The organism is uncultured Methanospirillum sp. (assembly GCF_963668415.2).
Lineage (GTDB): Archaea > Halobacteriota > Methanomicrobia > Methanomicrobiales > Methanospirillaceae > Methanospirillum.
On sequence record NZ_CAXXDL010000001.1, the window covers coordinates 3871958 to 3891839 of the forward strand.

Sequence of the window (19882 nt, forward strand, 5' to 3'; positions counted from 1 at the left end):
CGTGATTGTATGATTGATGGGAAGGTGCGAACAATCCGGATCATCGATCAGATCAAAAACCATATTTTTTTCTTTCCCGTTGTCTGATCATAATCTATGCCAGATAGAGATCCTGCATATGTCCTGCTTGTTTCCATTCTCATTCTGATCTTTGTACCGGTTTGTGGCCTGGCTGCAGACCAGGTAGAGAATTCATCAGAACCAATAATTCTCGGTCTGATCCCATCGGGGAACACCAGTCCGTTTCATATGGAACTGATAAAAGGAGTTACCAAAGAAGCAGCAAACCACAACTGGACTGTCATTGTCCTTCCACCGGATTCTGAAGAGAACATAACAGCACAGAAACAGGCCATGAGGGATCTCATCGGCAGGCACGTCAGGGTAATTGGTTTAAACACACTGAACACATCTGCCCTCGCTCCCGAGGTACAGGAAGCATCAGATGCCGGTATTCCGGTATTGCTTTACAACACCCTGACTCCTGCCCAGAATCTGAATGTAGCGGAGTATATCGGGTACAACCAGTTCACCGGGGCAGCCGAGCTCGGATCATATGCATCCCGAATCCTAGCTGAGAAGAAGAATGAAGCACCTGACACCGTCCAGGGGAAAGTTTTCATTCTTCGCGGACTGCCAGGCTTTCATGCAGATCACAGAACCTCAGGATTCAAAACCGGCCTCTCCCAGAGTCCGGGTATAACAATAGCAGACGAAAAAGTGGCAGGATGGGATAGGGAGACTGCAAAAACGATCGCTGTTCAGGCTCTCAAGGATCATCCAGACATCAGTATCTTTTATGGAAATAGTGATGAGATGGCGATCGGATCGGCAATGGCAGCCTCGGAGCGGGGAAAGAAGGTGAACTCAGCAGTCTTCTGCCTTGGTGTTGACGGGAATACCCCTACCCTGGAGATGATCAAAAATGGTACCATGACAGCAACGCTCGGAGTATACCCGGACAGGATGGGCAGCACGGTTGTACAGCAGGCTGTAAAGATTCTGAAGGGAGAACAGGTTCCCATGTACCTGGAGACCCCGTCGACTGTCGTTGATGCGCATAACCTCAATGCATACCTGAACGGTTCCACCTGGACTGATCCTGTCGATTCAGTACCGGAAAAAGAGATCACATAAAAACGGTCCCCATTTTTTTCATCTCGATCCCGGGAGGTTCTTTTACAAGAACTGACTCAGAACTGAGAAGACATGACAATGCTGAAGAGAAAATGGCAACTCATGCTCAAGAGTTTCTGTCTCATCGTGATTCTGATCATTGCCAGGATCATCATTGATTATTACAGCCTTGATATCATCACAATAAACTCAGTAACCTCTGCCCTGGTGACCGGCGTAATATTTACCATCGCGGTAATATTCACCGGAACGCTTACTGATTACAAAGAGAGTGAAAAAATACCAGGTGAACTCGCTGCTTCAATAAAATCCCTGTACCATGATATCTGCATGTTTCCAACTGTGAAACCAGAACTGACCGACCGGTTCAGATCTCATATCAGAGATCTTCACAGAGAGGTAGTTGATAATTTCAGGTCAAACAACTGGGACCTTATTTCTCTGAACCAGGCAACAGATCAGATAAATCAGGATATTTCAGCTCTCTCTATAGAGAATGTGGCACCGCCGATCCTTGTGAAAATGCGCAATGAACTGACTATCATCGATAAAACATTCAACCGAATCAAGCAGATCAAGGACACCGACTTCATTCCTGCAGCGTATGCAATATCAGAGATGGCAATCTCATTTGTAATTCTTATTCTCCTGTTCATCAAGAGTGACTCACTCGTGGAGAGCGTACTCCTTATCGCCGCTATCACGGCGATGATCACCGGTCTCTTCTCCCTGATCAAGGACATGGACGATCCATTTGAGGTGGGAGTGGGATCAAGTGCTGATGTGGATCTCTTCCTGCTCTTTGATCTGGATCAGTACCTGAAAGAATAACCAGACCCCTCTCTTTATTATTCATCTGGTATTCATCTACCGCAGTTCCAGTATTCATGCTCACAAGGAAAAATAAATCCGGACTTTTAAACAGGGAACACCGGATAATCAGATATATATCATAACAGAGCAAAAATCTGAAGACTGTATCAGGAATAATTTTCCTGTATATCTGACCAGAGGTTCATCCATGTGTATTGCCGTGCCCGCTGAAATAATTGAAATAAAAGAAGGAAACGTTGCAGTTGTTGACTTTGGTAACTTAAAGCAGGAGATACGGGTCGATCTTATCGATGCCAACATCGGGGACTTTGTTCTGGTGCATGTCGGCTTTGCAATCCAGAAGATTGATCGGGACGAAGCACTTGAGACACGTGAACTGTTCAAACAGTGCTATGAAGCCATTGGCGAAGAAGCATTTCCTGCCTGAACTCTTTTTTAGTAAGTCATTTATACATTCAGCAGTATTCACCCGACAAGAGAGGGGAATGCGTGGGATATCCCGTTTATCAGGAACTGAACAGCAATAGCCATCAGCAGGATCCCCATAAGCCTGCTTACTACCCGGTACTCACGCTGCCCAATCCGATTGGTGAACTTATCCGAAGAGACGAGCAGAAGCCATGTAAGGACCATGGTAACCAGGATTGATCCAAGAATAATCCCGAGGTGTACAGGCTCTGACATCAGGGGGGCATTTTTTGAGAGGACTATCACGGTGGTGATAGTGCCCGGTCCTGCAATCATCGGGAAAGCGAGTGGCATTGATGAGATCTCGTCTGCATCGCTGCTCTCGTGTTTTTCGGCTTCAGTCATCCTGGCTCGTGAAGTTTTGGCATAGACGATCTCCATACCGATCCCAAAGAGCAGAACACCACCGGCGATCGTGAATGCTTCAATGGTGATCCCGAACAACGACAGCAGGCTGGAACCAAAGATCGTGAAGAAGAGCAGCACAACAGTTGAGAGTCTGCAGGCGGATACTGCCACTCTTCTCCGGTTAGCCTGATCCATATGCCCGGTCAGGGAGTTATAAACGAGCATGGCTCCGATCGGGTCTACCACGATGAGGATCGAAGAGAGGGTAAAAAGTGTGAGGCTGATCAGATCATCTGCCATGAGAATCTCCACCCTGATTTAATATTAGTAATAGACGATCCCGCTTGGTATCTTTGACACGTTCTGCAGATGCTGGGTCGATTGATTTGAGATGATGGTCAGATTCCGAATCGTTGTTCCGAACTGATGGGCAGGGAACCAGTACAGACCATCTCCGTAGACAGGTTTGGTCTCATAGACTTTGAGATCCGCAGAGTCATAATCCATCCGCTCAAGTGTTGCATTCTCAAAGTTGAGCAACGAAAAGAGCTTGGTCTTCACATCGTTCTCTCCAAACATAAGGATGAGAAACCTGAATGCATCATCAAGGGTATATGCGACATGTACATCCGCATATCCCGGCTTCAGAGTTATCGTGACGTTGTGAATATCAATGTATCCATGTGTTTCAGGTTCTGCAGCAAGCGTATGGGTGGCCCCGGCAAGAACAAAAAATATAAGGAGGAACGCCCGCCAGTTCCTGATCATTCTCATATGGTACGGCTCGGATCCTTAAAAACCTTCGGGAAAACCGGGATTCAGACCGGTGTCCGGGTTGTATCCGGCCTTAATCCAAGTACGATCTCAATGCTTGAAACATTGGTCTTCCCGTTCTCAGTATCAACAAGGTCTGTCGAGGTCGTGATGGATCTCTTCTCAACATTCTGCAGGAATCTGCCAAGTGCGATCTCTGTCGTATCAACAGCCCGGGAGATTGCCTTGCCTCTTGCCTTGACAGATACCTCCTGGGCACCATTGGTAAACTGGGTAACAACAGCCAGAACATAATTCATGACCGGCTTGTTACCCACGAAGATGATGTTATCGTCCTGCACGTATGTCATTTGGCTACTGGATTACAGGTAGTCACGATCACAGATCACTTCTGCATTCAGAATCGAGGCACCTGCAGCTCCCCTGATGGTGTTGTGACCCATCGCCTGGTACCGGATTCCCGGCCTGACCCTGCCGACTGATACCGTCATTCCCTTACCTTTCATCCGGTCAAGCCGTGGCTGCGGCCGGTCAGGGAGATCGATGAAATCAACGGATTTTGCCGGGAGAGTGGGCAGATCAGGGAGCGTGGACTTCCATGTCCTGAAAGCCTGCTCGACCTTCTCGACCGGATCTTTGATGTCGATCCATATAGACATCGAGTGTCCGTCAATGACCGGGACACGGTTACAGCAGGCACTTACAGAGAACGGAGCCTTCTGAACCTCGGCTCCGTCAAAGGTGCCCATGATCTTCAGGGTCTCACGTTCCATCTTCTCTTCTTCCCCACCGATATAGGGGATCAGGTTGTCGAAGATGGCCATACCCGGTATTCCTTCAAACCCTGCTCCGGATATTGCCTGCATCGTAGCTACCCTGAGATCAGAGAATGAGAACCTGCGAAGGGGTGCCAGTGAACAGGTGAGCATGATGGTTGAACAGTTCGGGTTTGTGACGATAAACCCGTCTGTCCCCTTGTCCCTCTGAAGATCGATCATACCGAGATGATCGGCGTTGACTTCAGGGACTACCAGTGGAACATCAGGTTCCATCCGGTACGTACTTGCATTACTGCAGACTCCAATTCCCGCCTTTGCACACTGCATCTCCACATCTCCGGCAAGGTCGGCAGGAAGCGCAGAAAAGACGAGGTCAACCTTCTTCAGACTCTCAACCGTGGTATCAGACACGATGATGTCGCCGACATCCTCAGGAAACGGAACCTCCAGACGCCATGAACAGGCGTCACGGTATTTTTTTCCAGCACTCCGTTTGGATGCGGTCAGAACTGAGAGTTCAAAATTCGGGTGACCTGCAAGGAGTTGCACAAACCGCTGCCCGACGGCTCCGGTTGCACCAAGAACCCCTACACTGATCATACCGGTACATTGGAGAGAATAGTAATTAAAAATGGATGATTTAATCCATTGAGATGGCTTCTGCAGGACAGACATCCACACAGGAACCACAATCTACGCAGAGGTCGGCGTTTACATCGGCCTTGTCATCCTTCATGGAGATGGCAACGGCAGGGCATTCGTCGACACAGGTCTCACAGCCGGTGCAGGTATCCTTGTTTATTATTGCAGTCATGAAAATCTCTAAAGACTCTGTTCATTAATATAAAAAAATTTTCGACCTGGTTTTTACGTTGATCAGAGGCCGAGAACATCTTTCATGCCATAAATACCAGGTTTCTTTCCGACAATCCACTTCGTCGCCCTGACGGCTCCCTGGGCAAAGACGCCACGATCATATGCCCGGTGTGAGAGGGTCACGGTCTCAAAGTTGCTGGTAAACATCACTGCGTGATCCCCGACGATGTCTCCGCCCCTGATGACATGGACACCGATCTCGTTCCCACGCTCTGTCATACCCTCACGGCCGTATACCTCTTCCCTGGGACCGACCTCTTCCTGAAGGATCTCAAGGATTGTCCTGGCAGTGCCACTCGGTGCATCCTTCTTGTACCGGTGGTGTGCTTCGGTGACCTCGATATCATAGTCACCAAGCCGCTGTGCAGCCTCCCTGACAAGGAGCCAGAGAATGTTCATCCCGATAGAGTAGTTCGTGGAGATTACTGCAGGAACTCCTCCCTTTACGATAGCTTCGTTGATGAGGTTGCGCTGATCAGCATTCAGGCCCGTCGTTCCGAGAATGATGGCGCATCCCGCTGCAGCTGCAACCGGAATATTCTGGGCCGAGGCTGCAGCCACAGTGAAGTCGATGACAACATCAGGTTTCTTTTCTACAAGAAAAGCTGCAAACTTTTCGGCAGAGACTACCGGAACGCCGAAGACCTCTCCTTCCTGGACATCCACTCCTCCGACCAGTTTCATCTCTGGATCATTTGTGACAATATTACCGATCGTCGTTCCCATGCGACCGAATGCACCACAAATAGCGATTTTAATCATAGTGTGCAAGCACCTCCTGTAATCTCTGAACCGTTGCCTCACCAGCTTCGTCAAGCGGAAGCCTTACCGGACCAGCTGCCATGCCTCTTATTTCAGATGCCTTCTTGATCGGCACCGGGTTGGTCTCGACAAAGAGTGCCCTGATTAAGGGTGCAAGGTTGTAATGGATGCTGCGAGCAGTCTCATAGTCCCCTTTCTTTGCAGCGTTATACATCTCAATCATCGGCTTTGGCACAATGTTTGCTGCAACTGATATCACTCCGTCACCTCCAAGACCGAGGATCGGAAGAGTCATCCCATCATCACCTGATATCACGGTAAAATCTTTGTCAAGGGTCAGTTCAATGATGGTTGAGATCTGATTGATATCTCCGCTTGCCTCTTTAACACCCACAATGCTTGGATGATCTGCAAGTTCTGCAATCAGATCAGGTGCAAGGTTCTGACCAGTACGTCCCGGAATATTATAGATGACAACAGGTATGTCCAGGTCAGCCAGGGCGTGGTAGTGCTTGACGAGACCGGACCGGTTGGGCTTATTGTAGTAAGGACTGATGACAAGGACACCATCTGCTCCGGCATCCTTTGCAGCCTTAGTAAATCTGATAGCTTCAGAAGTGTTGTTTGAACCAGTACCTGCAAGGACAGGAACCTTGCCTCCGGCCTCTTCCAGGGTAACCTCCACAACCTTCTCGTGCTCTGCACTACTGAGTGTGGCTGATTCTCCGGTTGAGCCGCATGGCACCAGCCCGTGAACTCCTGATTTCAGAAGAAAAGCTATGTTGGACCTGAGTCCATCCACATCAAGATCTTTCCCGGCGTTCCTTTGAAAAGGAGTAATGAGCGCAGGGAAAACGCCCTCAAACATGAGGGTTATTTATGCGGTTCTTCCGGTATTTACCTTTCTTGTGATGTATCCGGCGACACGGTTACGGACACCCTTGGTAGGGATATCAGTTGATGCACTTACGGCCTTCTTGTTCTCATCAAAGTCGCCTGAGAACTTTTCGCGGTGGTTTTCCAGAAGTTCGGTACCGATGCTCTTGATATAACTTGGTTTAACACCCATTGATTATTCCTCTGTAAATTTTGTATTTATTATGCGCGATAAGATCCTATTAATATTTGCTAAAACCCGGGTCGGATTCTCACCAAAGATTCGGATCAGAGGATCTTTTTCTGCATAACCAAGGTCATAGATGACATCAGGAACACCTTCACTCTTCTCACAACAGAAGGCAACCCCCCAGTCATGAGTGGGGTCCCCGGGTGGTTCCTGTGCCCGGTTGAAAGTGGTGACTTCCATGAGCATAGCCTCAGCAGCAGTTATGATCTGGGGATCATACGGAAGGACAGCTGCACACCGTATGGCAGGGTCAAACCGTATGGCAGTGAGAGTCATCCTGCAGACCGGCAGATCTGCTGCAATGATAACAGTACCTTCTGATATGGCAGCAGTGTCACCGGTTGTCCGGGCACCCTGCCTGGCATATGCCATTGATATTCCCCTGGCAGGCCCGATCAACGGATGTGAGATTTCATTCAGGACAGGCAGTACTGCTTCCAGTTCACGGATTATTAGCGTATTGCCACAAGAGTTATCACCCGAAGGATGCATCTCCTTCTCCCCTGATTCATGAGTATAGTTCATGGCTCTTTCTCTTTCGGACTCTGTGATCTCCCACCTGAACCGGACACAGGTAACGTGTTACGAACTTCATCGGATCAGGCATTTACTTATGGTCATGAGCAGATAGTATGGTCAGATTATGAAACGGTGGATGCTTGATGCCGTGGTTGGTGTCTTAAGCCTTATTATCTTCCTTGCGGTCCTCATCGTGCTTCCGATCTTCCTGCAGGGCAGTACTTCGTACCTCATTGCGTTGTTCATGTTTATCGCCGTTATCAGCGGTGGCGGGTACCTGATCCGGAACGTCACCCCCTGATTGCGATCCGGCTGAACTATTCTTCTTTTTGGGATTGGTGATCATCCATTTCTTCTGTTTGTAGTACGAGAGCGGATGGGTTACCTTGCTGCAGAGGGCATCGGGATGAACACAGAGTGCATGTGTCTTCATGGTTGAACAGAGCGGAGAAGTATATTCTGTACCGCTCCCTCCTTGTCCTGATATGTGATCCACCTGGTACATGGTCTTTGAGAGATCAAAATCAGGAACATGACCGTACAGTTCAACAATTTGGGTGTTTTGCATCCCGATGTTATGCATAAAAGCGGTCACTGCAAATCTGCCCATGTGAGTCAGATGCGTCCTCTGCACGAGTGCGGCTATAATTGCCTGAATACATGGAGGGAATGCTGACTCTTCCACAGACCCGAACTCTTCAAGCATCCGCTCCTGTATCGTGACTTTTATCCGGTCAAGCACCGGCTGGAGAGAGATACAGAGAGAGGGAGGGACTTTGAGCGGCAGGTTCTGGCTCATGATAACCCTCAGGCGTTCTCTCAGGATCTCATCAATCTCATCCTTATGGATTTTGACAATCCCTTTCTCCACGACACGGTTCACAAGCCTCCATCTATCATCAGTGAGCCGGGAAGCGATCTCGACGTATTGAATCACCGGGATCTCTGTTGAACTCCCGGAGAGGCCGAGACTGGCTGCTATCACCTCCTTCTTCCTGGGATCCTCTTCCTGGAGGTACCGGTATACTTTCCAGGACTGATACCGACAGAGCCTGTCGACAAGCATCCGGTCACCTGAACAGGATACAAGCAGCCTGCTAACCGGATATGCAGAGATAATTATCCTGACCGCAGCAGCCTCTGAAGGGACATCAGGAAGAGTTTCTGGAGGCTGACGTGGATTGAACCTGAGTGACGCTGATACAATTTCATATGCCTCTTTAACTGCAAGACGCCCTGCAGGTGAATCAAGGTATTGATCAAGAGAAGACGTATTCGCGCTGATGAACGACTGAGCTTCTTTTAAAAAAGAATATTTTGCAAGATCTCTGAGGTCAAGTGCTACCATGCATCAGTCTGCTTCGATACGGGGTGCGAGCAGATACTCAACATGGCCCTTTCCGCCAGCGATATCAAAGGAGAACTTAACCGGGTGATCAGAGCCCAGATGAATCGTGACCTCTGCTGCATGAGACATCACTTTTCCCATATCCTTGAGGTAATCGATGGAGAAGAGGGAGCGTGCCTGTGAAAAGTTACAGGAGATCATCTCATCGGCTGTGAACTCACGTTCGATATGATCGCTGTCGCCTTCGGCTATGATATAGAAGACCTTCTTGTCAGGGTTTATTCCAAGCCACATCTTGTCTGAAACAACTGCAGCCGACTTGATGGTATTATAGAGGTCAGCACCCGCCACAGTAACCACACCGGGGAGCTCAATACCCGGAGAGTTTGGGTCTTTCTTGATGGTGCTAGTGTCAAGCAACGTGATGGCGTAGTGATATCCTTCAAACCTGACTTCTATCTTGTTAGCCCCGTCAGGGTAATCCAGGCTTACTTCGCTTGCCTTTCCCATCATGGTGAAGATGTTCTTCATCTTTGTGATGTCAAGACCAAGTTCGCCCGGTGTAGCCTCATATGTGTTGAACGCTTCGCGCTGGAGGGTGAGGATAACCATTGCAACATTTGCGGTATCGACAGATCTGATCCATACCTCCTGCTCAGAGTAATGCATTCTGCACTCGGTCACCAGAGCAGCGACGGCGTCGATAGAATCACGAAAAGTATCGGCGTTTATTGTTCCTTTCAGCATCTGCGCTCCCTACTATTCTAACAATATTAGTTTGACGCACATATAAGTGCTGGTCTGAGCAATATTTACGAATAAGGTGGATACGAGCGACTTATGGGTTCTCAATGGGGTAGGGACAAGGTATACCAGCAAGCAATGAAACAGGGATATCGTTCCCGTGCTTCATTTAAGTTAAAAGAAATTTTACAAAAAAATGCTGTGTTGCGATCTCAGGACAACGTAGTTGATCTTGGTGCAGCCCCAGGGAGCTGGCTTCAGGTTCTGAAAGAGAACACTTCTGGACTGATCGTCGGAATTGACCTGAATCCGATACAGCCTCTTGAAGGTGTTACGACCCTGGTCGGGGACTTTTCAACACCCAAAATAGTTGCACGGGTTCTCGATCTCCTGCCTGAAGTAAACCTGGTGGTCTGTGATGCATCACCGAAACTATCAGGGCACAAGTCGTACGACCAGGCACGAGCAATAGATCTCAACAAAATGGCACTCGACTTTGCCATACAGGTGCTCTGTCCAGGCGGAAACCTCGTGATGAAGTCGTTCCAGGGTGAAGACTTCCAGTGGATCTACCGGAAGGTGAAAGAGGAGTTCTTCAGGGTCACTACGCACAAGACCCATTCAAGCAGGAAAGGAAGTGCTGAGGTCTACATCATAGCACGCAACTTCATCGCAGGCCGGGATGATCTCTATGATGAGATCAATCAGGAAGAGACGGACCAGGTGACCGATGGCAGTTCGGGATAATCACCAGCGCCCGGTCAGTAACATCCGTATCAGTCTGAATGCAGGGTGTAATCTCAGATGTATATACTGTCATCGGGAAGGTGAGTGCAAGCCTGAGAACCCGATGTCACTTGAGGATATCAGGGAGGTCCTGCTTGCATCTGAGCGGCTTGGGATCAGGTCGGTGAAGTTCACCGGGGGAGAACCACTGCTCAGAAAAGATATCCTTGAGATCATCAGGAGCGTACCTGCAGGTATCGAGTCCTCCATGACTACCAACGGTACGCTGCTCGGTCCGATGGCAATGGACCTTCACAATGCCGGCCTCTCCAGGGTAAATATCAGCCTTGACAGTCTCCGCCCGGAAACATACAAGATGGTCACGGGCGTTGACATGCTTGATGATGCCCTCGCAGGAATAGAAGCATCCAAGGCTGCCGGGCTTGTACCGATAAAGATCAACATGGTCCTTCTGAAAGGGATCAACGAGAACGAGATCGATGATTTCATCAGACTGGTAGCAGATGAACGGCATATGATCCTGCAGATCATCGAACTGATGGATCTTGGTGACTGTCCGTACCACGCAGATCTGTCAGAGCTCGAGGATCATATCGCTGCCTCGTCCAAACGGGTGATCACCAGAAGGATGCACCACCGGAAAAAATACTGTTACGGCGGGGCCGAGATCGAGTTTGTCAGGCCATTTCATAACTCAGAGTTCTGCAAACACTGCAACAGGCTCAGGGTTACGTCTGACGGAAAACTGAAACCCTGCCTGCTCAGGTCTGATAATCTTGTTGATATCAGGGGGAAGAAAGGGGAAGAACTCGACGCCCTCTTCAGGCAGGCAATAGGCCTTCGCGAACCATATAATTCCTGACCGGCAGAGACGCTTTTAATCTTCTGCCACCTACTTTTGTGTATGCTGGAAGTCAACGAGTATGCACGGGTACTCCAGGCACTCTACAACAAATCTCTCATTCTTGAAGACACATCTGACTTTCATCCGGTTCTCAGGTTCTGGTATTTTGACGCAATGGCTCATCTTGACTACTCAATATCGGTTCTCGCGTACAATGCTGATTCGCCCCGTAATCAGATGAGCCGTGAGTACCTCAAACACAGGACAGACGAGGCACAGACAGATCAACTGGGAATATTTCCAAAGTTTATGGTATGGCTTGAAGCCAACCATCCGGATGAGTATCAGAAGTTTCCACTATTTGTTCAGAAGATATACTCATCATCTGATCCTGCTTCGTACAGGTCATTCAGAATTATTCTAAACCCTGATGATCGCAGACCGATGCCTCCTGAAACCTTTCAGATCATGATTGATGAGATGTTTGAACGATCCTACCTCTCTGCCCTTTACAATAATTCTCCAGTTGCAACGAAACTAAACGAGTATATCGGGACCTGCAGATGAGCAGCGCTGATGTCACAGAGATATGTTCAGACCTGGTACAGATCAGATCTGAAAACCCTCCCGGGTACACAGACGAGGTGATCGCATACATCAGGGAGTTCTGTGACGATATCGGATTGAAGACCCGGACTGTCACAAGAGGCAGAAGACATAACCTGCTCTCTGCAGAACCAAAAGGAAAACTTCTCCTCTGTGGTCATGTCGATGTTGTTCCTGCACGTGATGAGGGATGGATACATCCACCGTATGCCGGGCTGATAGAAGGCGGGTTTGTACACGGGCGTGGGTCCACCGATATGAAAGGCGGGTGTGCAGCCCTGCTTGTTGCACTCAGAAATACAATAGACACCGAGGGTGATCCCGGGGTTGATGTCGCCTTTGTTGCAGATGAAGAAGGGAAAGGCGAGTTCGGGATGGAACAGCTTGTAGGGGAAGGGATCCTGAAGCCATGCGACGCGATCATTGCTGAACCCACACCCCCTGCATCACCGATCATCGGGGAGAAAGGAGTACTCAGAACACGTGTTACATTCTCAGGAGAATCCGGTCATGCATCCCTACACCCGGTGATCGGGAACTCAGCGATCGTCCAGGCATGTAGGTACCTCCATTTCTGCCAGAGACTTCATGAACGGGAATGGCCGATCGAATCTGAAGTTGCCGATGCTATCAGAGTTACCGGGAAAGCATTGGAGAGCCTGACCGGACTTTCTGCTTCTGACGCAGATCGGGTCCTCTCCAGAATCATGTACAATCCAGGGTTCATTGAGGGTGGTGAACGGATGAACGTGGTTGCCCAGCATTGCGATCTCTCACTGGACATGCGCATTCCATGGGGATGCAGAGTAGACGAAGTGATCCCACTGATGAAGGCTGCAGCACCCGATGCTGCTATCACGGTGCTGGAGTCTTCAGAACCATCGTTCAGCAGACCAGGAAATCTTACAAAACTTTTGTGTGAAGGGATTGGGTCGGTACTCCAGACACAGGCAGAACCGGGAGTAAGCCAGGCTGGATCTGATGCACGGTACCTGCGGATACTTGGGGCAGAAGTGGTGATGTATGGTCCCGGTGATCTGAACCTTCTCCATTCGGTGAATGAACGGGTTCCGGTGTCTATGCTTGAGAACTGTCAGCAGGTGTACGAGTACGTGCTGAACCGGGTATCAGAGATCTGACCATCACACGGAAACTGCAATAATTTTTTAGAGTTAAATCAAAACAGGTCAATGACCAAGTATCCTCTCTACAAACGCCTGCCCTTCTTCTGATGAAAAAATTGGGATATCCCGATCAACATACACCCTTCTCCTGATCGCCTCGGTCTTCTCTTGTGTCACCGGGTTGTATCCTTCCTTTGTATACTGAGTGTGGTACACCATAATCCCCCGGCGTTCCCATGCGGGAGTCTGTGCAAGATTAACACCGTGCTGAAAACAGATCTCATGAAGTTCACGTGCACTGATGCCATTCAGCCGGCGCTGAACCTCAGTCCTGCCAACTCCGTCCTGCAGGAGAAGTGCCTGGCTATACCCGTTGATATGGTTGCGCCATGCCTCTTTCTGTCGCCAGTTCAGGTACTCTGTAACCATGCCCTTTTCAACAGGAATGATTCGTGCATCAAATGAGATCGGTGATGGAGGTTTCATAGCAATAGTCAGAGAACTTGAAGCCAGTGAGGCGATCACCGAGGCAAGTTTCTCAACGCGCCCCTCAAACGGGAGTTCATCAAGATAGATACTTATCTCATCTGAAAAGGTGTATGCAAAGAGAGGTGCGAACCCGCTTTCAATAAGAAGAGAAGAGCAGACATTCACCATCGCCAGAGAAAATCCGTCATCAAAGGGACGTTTAAGAGATTGACGTGCAAGAAACTGGTGAAAGGCTCGACCATCAAGCCTGACGATAACGGGCGCAAGGGCTTTTATCCCAGTGTATATCTCCCGCTCTTTCACTGATAATCCTGCCCTGGACCATACATGATCTTATGTTTCGGGAGAGGTTGATTAAGAATCTGATTAAATGCTCAATATTGGAGTGATCAGAGGTCAGCATCATCCTTGAACATATTCTGAATATGGCGTATCACAACCACATCAGAGATGCTCTTGACCAACCTGAACGGAATCTTGATACCCTTATGGGTCTTGACTTCGATAACATCAGGATTCAGTTTTCCTGCCGCTATTGAGTCTATTCGCTTTGAATCAATGTCAAGAACGAGGTCTTCCACCTCACCGATGAACATACCGTTCTCAGAGTATATCTTAAGGCCGATAAGGTCAGTAATCTGATTCTTCATACTCCATTGACATTTATATCATATCCATAAAAAAGTAGGTATTTATCCTCATCAGGAACGGGCCACACTGACCGGATCTATGCCTGCTCATGGTATACCTGCAGGACAGCAGCCAGACCTGATGAAGAGATCTCCGGATCCTCAGCCATCACCATCTGTTTATTGATCTCAGTGAATACTGTATTATGGATGGATCATTCAGAATCGGACGACTGTTTGGTATTCCGATCATGATACATTTTACCTTCCTTCTGATAATCCCAATATTTGCCTGGCTGATCGGGACCGACATCACATTCACGGTCTCCATGGTATCAGATCTTTTCCATGTTCAGCTCAATGACGAGTTGATCACGCAGGGGTACATCCCGTACCTTCTCGGATTTGTGATCGCCATTGGGTTGTTCCTGGGCGTATTTGTTCATGAACTAGCCCATTCACTCATCGCCAGACGGGCAGGTATTGCTATCGGCAGTATCACACTCCTGTTTTTTGGGGGTGTTGCATCTATTGAGGATCGGGATACTGATCCAAGGGTCGAATTCTGGATGGCCCTGGCTGGCCCGGCCATGAGCCTGGCTCTCGGCCTTGTATGCATCGCACTGCTCTATGGAACACCCCTGGTTATAGCAGATCCTGCTCTCGCCGGTATGGTCACGTACGTCTGGGGATACCTGGCAATCCTGAATATTCTGCTCTTTATCTTCAACCTGCTCCCTGCCTTTCCGATGGACGGCGGGAGGGTGCTCAGAGCGTACCTTGCACTCAGGATGCCACTTCATAAGGCAACCGGCATCGCATCAACCATAGGAAAAGCGTTTGCAGTCATCTTCGGTCTCATTGGTCTGGTTATCTTCTCACCCATCCTCATCCTGATAGCCTTCTTCATCTATATCGGCGCAGGACAGGAATCAAATGTCACCAGGTACAAGTTCCTGCTCAAGGATGTTACAACAAGGGAGATCATGTCACAGCCGGTTATGTCAGTCCAGCCCGGGATGCCGCTCACAGAAGTGATTGCCATGATGTACCAGACCAAGCATCTTGGATTCCCGGTCATCGACCGGGGTTATCTGGTTGGTATCATCACCCTTGATGATATTACGCGTGTCTCATCAATTGACCGTGATGCAATGCAGGTGAAAGACTCAATGACCACCGATGTAATAACCCTTCCACCTGAAGCTCCGGTGTTTGATGCACTCAGGATCATGACCCAGTATAATATCGGCAGAATTCCAGTGATAGAAAATGGGACTGTTACCGGTATCATCACCAAGTCAGATATCTTCACCGTGATGGAACTGCGTGAGATGTAAACGAGAAGAGGCCGGGAGGAAAGGATACTCCTGCTGCCTGCTCAAATGATGCCAGATCCCTGAACGGACGTTTTGTAAGAACACGGCCCTGTGCAGATTTAGGAAGGCCGGGTATCCATCTGATAACTTTTGCAGGAAGGTCGTTGATCGGAATCGGCCATGGCAGACCGGTTACCGATCGCATCCCATGATCCACGATGACAACATCCAGAATTGTTCGGAGCGGAAGGTTCATGGGAATGCCCACCAGGATCGGATACGAACCGAACTGTCTTCCAAACGAGGTATCGGCCGACTCTTCAATGATAACATTCCGGAGCACAGTCATCACCGGATAGACCTGGCGGAGCATCGGCAGGTCAAAGTGTTTACGAACCTCCTCCTTGAACTGATGAAAGAGATGATCATTCACCGGGAGAGCATTTTCTGACCAGGCCCGGGTCCCTTCGAACGGCATCAGTTGCCTGATGTTCACCCGTCTTACCAGGAGATGCTCATTCATGATCTGGTTGAGGAACTCTCTGTTCAGACGATAGGTGTCAGCGGTCTCACCTGCTAGTCCACAGATAAAGTTCAGACCGGGAAGCAGATGGGGGATGCCACGATCACGGTGTCCTCCGGCTTCATTGACAATCCGCACAGCCTCCATCACCATATCAGGATCTGCCTTGAGATTGTTCGCCCTGACCACCGCAGGATCAGCGGTCTCCATCCCGAACGCTGCAACGTCTCCGGGAGTATGGCCGTTCACGATGACTGAAAGTGCATCCCGTGATGCATCCGGATGTCGTGCAATCGTTCCGGGGTTGATGTTGTCGATATGGAGGGTCTCAAGATCAGGTGCAGCAGCCCTGATCCCGGTAAAGAGCCGTTCAAGGATCTCGGGTCTTGGAGCAGGATATTCCCCGGGTCCTGCATGGTACGTGAGGAGATCAGGCTGGCGACCGAGTCTGAAATGAAGAATTCCCTGATCAGAAAGTGCCTTCACTTCTGCTACGATGCCTGATACATCCCGATACTCAGGTTTGCCGTAGAACGGTTCAGTACAGAACGAACATCCGCCTGACTCAGCGTGCGAGCAACCCCGAGAGGTCTCCATTTCGCAGAGCACATGTGGATAAAGAGGATGATCCCTGACGATACCGGCTCCGGCTGTGGCCCATTCGTCCTCGGCAGAATACGAGTGCGAACTAACCTTATCAGATCCATCCAGGAACGAATCGAGTGCCTGGGCAGGTGAGCCATACAGGAGGTGATCAAAACCGAACTCCTCCTGGCGTATGGCTTTCATCCCTCCTCCCTGAGATGAGCCGAAGAGAACCGGTCCTCCCAGAAATGTGTCGGGACTGTCCGGTCCTTTGAGTGACGATCCGATCTGCCTGATGTCGCCATACCCTGCGGGAGTTCCGCCGAGATATTTCCCTGGAACAGTCACCCCGGCAATCATCACAACGAGGTCAGATCCACCTGCTTTTTTGAGAAATGTATAATCAGCCCTGATCTGATCGATGGTACAGTACCTGACCGAGAACCCGCGAGAGGTGAGGACACCGGCTACGGTCCTAATGTATGGTGATATATATGGAGGTACACCAAGGCAGGCTGGTTCGTCTACATACCCGTCGATGATCCAGGATTCAGCAGTCATATCCGATCTCAGAGAGAAGTCTGCGTGCCCAGATCAGTTTGCCTTTCTTGACAGGAGTGACGGTCTGATCATCACAGTCAAACCCGAGAAGATGAATTGATGATGCTCCGCACTCCTGTGCCATATACACCGCACGATCCCCATCAGAAAAGCCACCAAAATTATGAACATTCTGAAAAGGTCTGGCCTGAGTGGTGAGGATCAGGGGACCGCAAAGCCTGGGAACCCAGGCCTGAACCCGGGGAATGTTATCACCGTGAGCATGAACTACCATTACAGTCCCGCTCTTGTTCAGATCACAGGCGTACTCATCGATCCCGTCGAGATCGGTGACAATGACATCAGGTCTGACCCCACAGGTCAGCAGTACACCTGCTGCCGCATCAGCAGCGATGACAACTCCGGATACCCCTCCGGTCTGGACCTGGCTCTTCAGACATGGGGCATTCCCGCACACAGTAACAGGTTTGCCAGATATCAGGCTCACAAGTTCAACCGTTGAATCAGCAGATGAGAGTTTGGCTGCTATCACTGCTGCCCGTTCATCTTCGGCAGGATCAAAAGAGAAGTACTCACATATCTCGTGGTAGAGGGGTTCCCACTCCTCATACCTCACCGGACTCGTCCTCCAGAAGCCCGACAAGCCGGTAGAAGTTCTGCAGGATGGGCTCGATAACCATCTCTAAAAGCCCTTTCTTCTCCCTCACTGACGAGAAGACATGGAGCGGAATACTCGCTGCAGCCATCGTTGCATGGCCACCGGCATCCCCGAGATCAGAGAAGGCCTCGCTCATCACGTTGCCAAGATTCAACCTGAGGTCACGATTACGGCCTGACATGATGATCGCATCGTCAGTTATTCCATACACGAGTGCCGTGCTGATCCCTTCCAGATTGATGAGGAGATCTGCAGCCTGAGGGAGGGCATCACGGTTACGGACATATCCGACGTTTGAAAAGAGGTACCCGTTCTTGGTCTTACGGTTGTTGATTGCATCGCCGATGATATCGATCGTCTCATGGGCATACTGGGGTGACATGATCTTCTCAAGCAGATCCTCGTCACTGTACTTGAGCAGAAATGCTGAGTACTCAAGATCCCGTGGTGTTACATTTCTTCTGAACTGCTTGGTGTCAGCCCTGATGCCATAGAGCAGGGCGGTAGCAACCATCTGATCTGGCTCGATCTCAAGTTCTATCAGATATTCGGTCAGGATAGTTGCACATGCACCGGCACTCTGCCTGACATCCACAAACGGTGCCCTGATGATACTGCCGGACTGGGGCTCGTAATGGTGATCGATGATGATGTCAACCGGGGTGGTAGGAAGCAGACCGTTGTTGATGCCCGGTCCTTTACTGTCAACAAGAGCAAGGTGCGAGCACTCTGCCAGCGTTTCAGGACGAACCTTCTCCATCTTGATATCAAGCAGGTTCACCAGGGTGCGGTTCTCCTGGTGACCGATGATCCCGTCATACAGAATGCGGGTCTCAAGATCCGGATTAGCTTTTTTTGCTATTGCAGCAAGGGCCATGGCACTGGATATTGCATCAGGATCCGGATTTGTGTGAGTGATGATTCCCAGAATCCCGGTCCAGGATCTCAGGATATCAAAAAGCTGCTTTGAGAGGTGATGCTTCTGAAATTTCTGAAGATGATCGATTGCAGCGGTTGCTACAACCTGCTGTGGATACAGAACCAGGTCGGCACCTTCCTGGATGAGATCCTTCTCACTGATCGGATCAACCGCACGTGCAACCACATGGACCCGGGGGTACTTCTCCCTGATCGTCCGCATTGCCGCACTATTTGCTTCGTGACTGTCGCTGACTACGAATGCAATATTAAAATCAGCGATCCCATGGAGCATTTCAGCATCAAGCATATCACGCAGGAATGCCTCTATCTTCTGTTCCCTCAGTTCCTGAACCCGTTCGGGATTATTATCCATGCAGAGGAGCCTTCCACCTTCCTTCTTAAGCTCTTCCAGAATGAGATACCCGACACTCCCGCACCCGCAGATCAGATAGGTTCTGTTGCCGGGAACTCCCGGGAGGCGATAATCCTGCATAACGATAATATATTAAGCGTTTATACGTTTAAATCAGGCCACGAAATATATTTATTGCAGATATACCAACATGTTATGGCACAAGGGCTTGTAGCTTAGTCGGTAGAGCGACAGACTCTTAATCTGTAGGTCAGGGGTTCGAGTCCCTTCAGGCCCGTTTTTTTTATTTTTGCTCTAATTTTTCTTACATAGTTCTTTTCGGATAGATCATTTAAACCGGATATAGCAGTACACCTTGATCGAAGATGGATATACGAAATATTCATATGCCGGACGATCCTATATGATAAGGCACAAGGGCTTGTAGCTTAGTCGGTAGAGCGACAGACTCTTAATCTGTAGGTCAGGGGTTCGAGTCCCTTCAGGCCCGCTCTTTTGTTAACTTTTTAATTCGTTGCATTTATCTGATTATACCTCGTCTGAGTCCGTATGACAGATACTACAGAATATGTCCGGGTGACCTGTCAGCATTGCGCAGGTGAAGGATGTTGCTTCTGTGACAAGAAAGGTACCGTTGAGGTTACAACTCCTGAACGTATGTGCAGGCACTGCAACGGGATCGGATGCCTGTACTGCGGATACACCGGATGGTCGGGTCTCCGCGGAAAATATGATTAACCGGGATCTGATTTAAGAATCTATTAATAATTTCCTGAAACATCAATCCT

At 49.4% G+C, this 19882-nt stretch carries 25 protein-coding genes and 2 tRNA genes; 11 read left to right on the forward strand and 16 right to left on the reverse strand.

Annotation, left to right across the window (positions count from 1 at the left end):
* The first annotated feature begins 96 nt into the window (after positions 1 to 96).
* The 3 genes from ACHZA2_RS18090 to ACHZA2_RS18100 all read left to right on the forward strand — a co-directional run bounded on the left by ACHZA2_RS18090 (position 97) and on the right by ACHZA2_RS18100 (position 2398).
* On the forward strand, positions 97 to 1137 hold the full coding sequence (locus tag ACHZA2_RS18090) for a sugar ABC transporter substrate-binding protein (protein WP_319580882.1): 1041 nt from the start codon (positions 97 to 99) through the stop codon (positions 1135 to 1137).
* Positions 1138 to 1209: 72 nt separating this feature from the next.
* Complete coding sequence (locus ACHZA2_RS18095; RefSeq protein ID WP_319580883.1) at positions 1210 to 1968, forward strand: hypothetical protein; 759 nt, start codon at positions 1210 to 1212, stop codon at positions 1966 to 1968.
* A gap of 190 nt (positions 1969 to 2158) precedes the next feature.
* Entirely contained in the window at positions 2159 to 2398 is a 240-nt protein-coding gene (locus ACHZA2_RS18100; protein WP_319580884.1) for a HypC/HybG/HupF family hydrogenase formation chaperone, read from the forward strand.
* A gap of 38 nt (positions 2399 to 2436) precedes the next feature.
* On the opposite strand, the gene ACHZA2_RS18105 is transcribed toward ACHZA2_RS18100, so the two are convergent.
* The 11 genes from ACHZA2_RS18105 to ACHZA2_RS18155 form a co-directional block, all read right to left on the reverse strand.
* Positions 2437 to 3087, reverse strand: coding sequence for a MarC family protein (locus ACHZA2_RS18105; RefSeq protein WP_319580885.1), 651 nt, complete (start codon positions 3085 to 3087; stop codon positions 2437 to 2439).
* 24 nt (positions 3088 to 3111) lie between these two features.
* On the reverse strand, positions 3112 to 3555 hold the full coding sequence (locus ACHZA2_RS18110; RefSeq protein ID WP_394698631.1) for a hypothetical protein: 444 nt from the start codon (positions 3553 to 3555) through the stop codon (positions 3112 to 3114).
* A 50-nt stretch (positions 3556 to 3605) separates the two neighbouring features.
* Positions 3606 to 3911 carry a DNA-binding protein Alba gene (gene albA / locus ACHZA2_RS18115; RefSeq protein WP_394698632.1) on the reverse strand — a complete coding sequence of 102 codons (306 nt, stop codon included), beginning with the start codon at positions 3909 to 3911 and terminating at the stop codon, positions 3606 to 3608.
* A 12-nt stretch (positions 3912 to 3923) separates the two neighbouring features.
* The gene (gene asd / locus ACHZA2_RS18120) at positions 3924 to 4940 is read right to left on the reverse strand and encodes an aspartate-semialdehyde dehydrogenase (protein ID WP_319580887.1); all 1017 of its coding nucleotides are present in this window, start codon (positions 4938 to 4940) and stop codon (positions 3924 to 3926) included.
* Between the two features lie 40 nt (positions 4941 to 4980).
* Positions 4981 to 5154, reverse strand: coding sequence for a 4Fe-4S binding protein (locus tag ACHZA2_RS18125; protein WP_109967321.1), 174 nt, complete (start codon positions 5152 to 5154; stop codon positions 4981 to 4983).
* Between the two features lie 62 nt (positions 5155 to 5216).
* Complete coding sequence (dapB, locus tag ACHZA2_RS18130; RefSeq protein ID WP_319580888.1) at positions 5217 to 5978, reverse strand: 4-hydroxy-tetrahydrodipicolinate reductase; 762 nt, start codon at positions 5976 to 5978, stop codon at positions 5217 to 5219.
* The gene (gene dapA / locus ACHZA2_RS18135) at positions 5971 to 6846 is read right to left on the reverse strand and encodes a 4-hydroxy-tetrahydrodipicolinate synthase (RefSeq protein WP_319537496.1); all 876 of its coding nucleotides are present in this window, start codon (positions 6844 to 6846) and stop codon (positions 5971 to 5973) included. Before dapA ends, dapB begins: the two co-directional genes overlap by 8 nt.
* 9 nt (positions 6847 to 6855) lie before the next feature.
* The gene (locus tag ACHZA2_RS18140; protein ID WP_319537495.1) at positions 6856 to 7047 is read right to left on the reverse strand and encodes a 30S ribosomal protein S17e; all 192 of its coding nucleotides are present in this window, start codon (positions 7045 to 7047) and stop codon (positions 6856 to 6858) included.
* 3 nt (positions 7048 to 7050) lie between these two features.
* Positions 7051 to 7629 (reverse strand): thiamine-phosphate synthase family protein, encoded by a 579-nt coding sequence (locus tag ACHZA2_RS18145; protein ID WP_319580889.1) that lies wholly within the window; start codon positions 7627 to 7629, stop codon positions 7051 to 7053.
* A gap of 154 nt (positions 7630 to 7783) precedes the next feature.
* Entirely contained in the window at positions 7784 to 8971 is a 1188-nt protein-coding gene (gene priL, locus ACHZA2_RS18150) for a DNA primase regulatory subunit PriL (protein ID WP_319580890.1), read from the reverse strand.
* 3 nt (positions 8972 to 8974) lie between these two features.
* Complete coding sequence (locus ACHZA2_RS18155; RefSeq protein ID WP_319537492.1) at positions 8975 to 9718, reverse strand: DNA polymerase sliding clamp; 744 nt, start codon at positions 9716 to 9718, stop codon at positions 8975 to 8977.
* 93 nt (positions 9719 to 9811) lie between these two features.
* Here ACHZA2_RS18155 and ACHZA2_RS18160 point away from each other — a divergent pair, with 93 nt between their 5' ends.
* The 4 genes from ACHZA2_RS18160 to ACHZA2_RS18175 are packed head-to-tail and all read left to right on the forward strand — an operon-like array spanning position 9812 to position 13051.
* The gene (locus ACHZA2_RS18160; RefSeq protein WP_319537491.1) at positions 9812 to 10462 is read left to right on the forward strand and encodes an RlmE family RNA methyltransferase; all 651 of its coding nucleotides are present in this window, start codon (positions 9812 to 9814) and stop codon (positions 10460 to 10462) included.
* Positions 10446 to 11324, forward strand: coding sequence for a GTP 3',8-cyclase MoaA (moaA, locus tag ACHZA2_RS18165; protein ID WP_319580891.1), 879 nt, complete (start codon positions 10446 to 10448; stop codon positions 11322 to 11324). The genes ACHZA2_RS18160 and moaA overlap by 17 nt, the downstream gene beginning before the upstream one ends.
* 42 nt (positions 11325 to 11366) lie before the next feature.
* Positions 11367 to 11873 carry a hypothetical protein gene (locus tag ACHZA2_RS18170; RefSeq protein ID WP_319580892.1) on the forward strand — a complete coding sequence of 169 codons (507 nt, stop codon included), beginning with the start codon at positions 11367 to 11369 and terminating at the stop codon, positions 11871 to 11873.
* The gene (locus ACHZA2_RS18175) at positions 11870 to 13051 is read left to right on the forward strand and encodes a M20/M25/M40 family metallo-hydrolase (RefSeq protein WP_319580893.1); all 1182 of its coding nucleotides are present in this window, start codon (positions 11870 to 11872) and stop codon (positions 13049 to 13051) included. The genes ACHZA2_RS18170 and ACHZA2_RS18175 overlap by 4 nt, the downstream gene beginning before the upstream one ends.
* Positions 13052 to 13099: 48 nt before the next feature.
* Here ACHZA2_RS18175 and ACHZA2_RS18180 read toward each other — a convergent pair whose 3' ends face one another.
* Positions 13100 to 13828, reverse strand: a complete 729-nt coding sequence (locus ACHZA2_RS18180) for a tRNA(His) guanylyltransferase Thg1 family protein (RefSeq protein WP_319580894.1) — start codon at positions 13826 to 13828, stop codon at positions 13100 to 13102.
* Between the two features lie 86 nt (positions 13829 to 13914).
* Complete coding sequence (locus ACHZA2_RS18185) at positions 13915 to 14175, reverse strand: PRC-barrel domain-containing protein (protein WP_319537486.1); 261 nt, start codon at positions 14173 to 14175, stop codon at positions 13915 to 13917.
* 185 nt (positions 14176 to 14360) lie between these two features.
* Here ACHZA2_RS18185 and ACHZA2_RS18190 point away from each other — a divergent pair, with 185 nt between their 5' ends.
* The gene (locus tag ACHZA2_RS18190) at positions 14361 to 15494 is read left to right on the forward strand and encodes a CBS domain-containing protein (RefSeq protein ID WP_319580895.1); all 1134 of its coding nucleotides are present in this window, start codon (positions 14361 to 14363) and stop codon (positions 15492 to 15494) included.
* On the opposite strand, the gene ACHZA2_RS18195 is transcribed toward ACHZA2_RS18190, so the two are convergent.
* The 3 genes from ACHZA2_RS18195 to ACHZA2_RS18205 are packed head-to-tail and all read right to left on the reverse strand — an operon-like array spanning position 15466 to position 19214.
* Positions 15466 to 17142: a radical SAM protein gene (locus ACHZA2_RS18195; protein ID WP_319580896.1), complete on the reverse strand. Its 1677-nt coding sequence runs from the start codon at positions 17140 to 17142 to the stop codon at positions 15466 to 15468. The genes ACHZA2_RS18190 and ACHZA2_RS18195 overlap by 29 nt on opposite strands.
* On the reverse strand, positions 17132 to 17758 hold the full coding sequence (locus ACHZA2_RS18200) for a 6-hydroxymethylpterin diphosphokinase MptE-like protein (RefSeq protein ID WP_319580897.1): 627 nt from the start codon (positions 17756 to 17758) through the stop codon (positions 17132 to 17134). Before ACHZA2_RS18200 ends, ACHZA2_RS18195 begins: the two co-directional genes overlap by 11 nt.
* Positions 17748 to 19214, reverse strand: coding sequence for a DHH family phosphoesterase (locus tag ACHZA2_RS18205; RefSeq protein WP_319580898.1), 1467 nt, complete (start codon positions 19212 to 19214; stop codon positions 17748 to 17750). The genes ACHZA2_RS18200 and ACHZA2_RS18205 overlap by 11 nt, the downstream gene beginning before the upstream one ends.
* Positions 19215 to 19298: 84 nt before the next feature.
* On the opposite strand from ACHZA2_RS18205, the gene ACHZA2_RS18210 reads away from it, so the two are divergent.
* The 3 genes from ACHZA2_RS18210 (at position 19299) to ACHZA2_RS18220 (ending at position 19832) form a co-directional block, all read left to right on the forward strand.
* A tRNA-Lys gene (locus ACHZA2_RS18210) sits at positions 19299 to 19371 on the forward strand.
* A gap of 140 nt (positions 19372 to 19511) precedes the next feature.
* Positions 19512 to 19584, forward strand: a tRNA-Lys gene (locus tag ACHZA2_RS18215).
* 59 nt (positions 19585 to 19643) lie between these two features.
* On the forward strand, positions 19644 to 19832 hold the full coding sequence (locus tag ACHZA2_RS18220) for a hypothetical protein (protein ID WP_319537481.1): 189 nt from the start codon (positions 19644 to 19646) through the stop codon (positions 19830 to 19832).
* Positions 19833 to 19882: the final 50 nt, after the last annotated feature.

What these genes read in the sequence shown, in the direction of transcription:
- ACHZA2_RS18090 (WP_319580882.1), top strand. Translation starts at nt 97, where the DNA reads ATGCCAGATAGAGATCCTGCATATGTCCTGCTTGTTTCCATTCTCATT.
- ACHZA2_RS18095 (WP_319580883.1), top strand. Translation starts at nt 1,210, where the DNA reads ATGACAATGCTGAAGAGAAAATGGCAACTCATGCTCAAGAGTTTCTGT.
- ACHZA2_RS18100 (WP_319580884.1), top strand. Translation starts at nt 2,159, where the DNA reads ATGTGTATTGCCGTGCCCGCTGAAATAATTGAAATAAAAGAAGGAAAC.
- ACHZA2_RS18105 (WP_319580885.1), bottom strand. Translation starts at nt 3,087, where the DNA reads ATGGCAGATGATCTGATCAGCCTCACACTTTTTACCCTCTCTTCGATC.
- ACHZA2_RS18110 (WP_394698631.1), bottom strand. Translation starts at nt 3,555, where the DNA reads ATGATCAGGAACTGGCGGGCGTTCCTCCTTATATTTTTTGTTCTTGCC.
- albA (WP_394698632.1), bottom strand. Translation starts at nt 3,911, where the DNA reads ATGACATACGTGCAGGACGATAACATCATCTTCGTGGGTAACAAGCCG.
- asd (WP_319580887.1), bottom strand. Translation starts at nt 4,940, where the DNA reads ATGATCAGTGTAGGGGTTCTTGGTGCAACCGGAGCCGTCGGGCAGCGG.
- ACHZA2_RS18125 (WP_109967321.1), bottom strand. Translation starts at nt 5,154, where the DNA reads ATGACTGCAATAATAAACAAGGATACCTGCACCGGCTGTGAGACCTGT.
- dapB (WP_319580888.1), bottom strand. Translation starts at nt 5,978, where the DNA reads ATGATTAAAATCGCTATTTGTGGTGCATTCGGTCGCATGGGAACGACG.
- dapA (WP_319537496.1), bottom strand. Translation starts at nt 6,846, where the DNA reads ATGTTTGAGGGCGTTTTCCCTGCGCTCATTACTCCTTTTCAAAGGAAC.
- ACHZA2_RS18140 (WP_319537495.1), bottom strand. Translation starts at nt 7,047, where the DNA reads ATGGGTGTTAAACCAAGTTATATCAAGAGCATCGGTACCGAACTTCTG.
- ACHZA2_RS18145 (WP_319580889.1), bottom strand. Translation starts at nt 7,629, where the DNA reads ATGAACTATACTCATGAATCAGGGGAGAAGGAGATGCATCCTTCGGGT.
- priL (WP_319580890.1), bottom strand. Translation starts at nt 8,971, where the DNA reads ATGGTAGCACTTGACCTCAGAGATCTTGCAAAATATTCTTTTTTAAAA.
- ACHZA2_RS18155 (WP_319537492.1), bottom strand. Translation starts at nt 9,718, where the DNA reads ATGCTGAAAGGAACAATAAACGCCGATACTTTTCGTGATTCTATCGAC.
- ACHZA2_RS18160 (WP_319537491.1), top strand. Translation starts at nt 9,812, where the DNA reads ATGGGTTCTCAATGGGGTAGGGACAAGGTATACCAGCAAGCAATGAAA.
- moaA (WP_319580891.1), top strand. Translation starts at nt 10,446, where the DNA reads ATGGCAGTTCGGGATAATCACCAGCGCCCGGTCAGTAACATCCGTATC.
- ACHZA2_RS18170 (WP_319580892.1), top strand. Translation starts at nt 11,367, where the DNA reads ATGCTGGAAGTCAACGAGTATGCACGGGTACTCCAGGCACTCTACAAC.
- ACHZA2_RS18175 (WP_319580893.1), top strand. Translation starts at nt 11,870, where the DNA reads ATGAGCAGCGCTGATGTCACAGAGATATGTTCAGACCTGGTACAGATC.
- ACHZA2_RS18185 (WP_319537486.1), bottom strand. Translation starts at nt 14,175, where the DNA reads ATGAAGAATCAGATTACTGACCTTATCGGCCTTAAGATATACTCTGAG.
- ACHZA2_RS18190 (WP_319580895.1), top strand. Translation starts at nt 14,361, where the DNA reads ATGGATGGATCATTCAGAATCGGACGACTGTTTGGTATTCCGATCATG.
- ACHZA2_RS18195 (WP_319580896.1), bottom strand. Translation starts at nt 17,142, where the DNA reads ATGACTGCTGAATCCTGGATCATCGACGGGTATGTAGACGAACCAGCC.
- ACHZA2_RS18205 (WP_319580898.1), bottom strand. Translation starts at nt 19,214, where the DNA reads ATGCAGGATTATCGCCTCCCGGGAGTTCCCGGCAACAGAACCTATCTG.
- ACHZA2_RS18220 (WP_319537481.1), top strand. Translation starts at nt 19,644, where the DNA reads ATGACAGATACTACAGAATATGTCCGGGTGACCTGTCAGCATTGCGCA.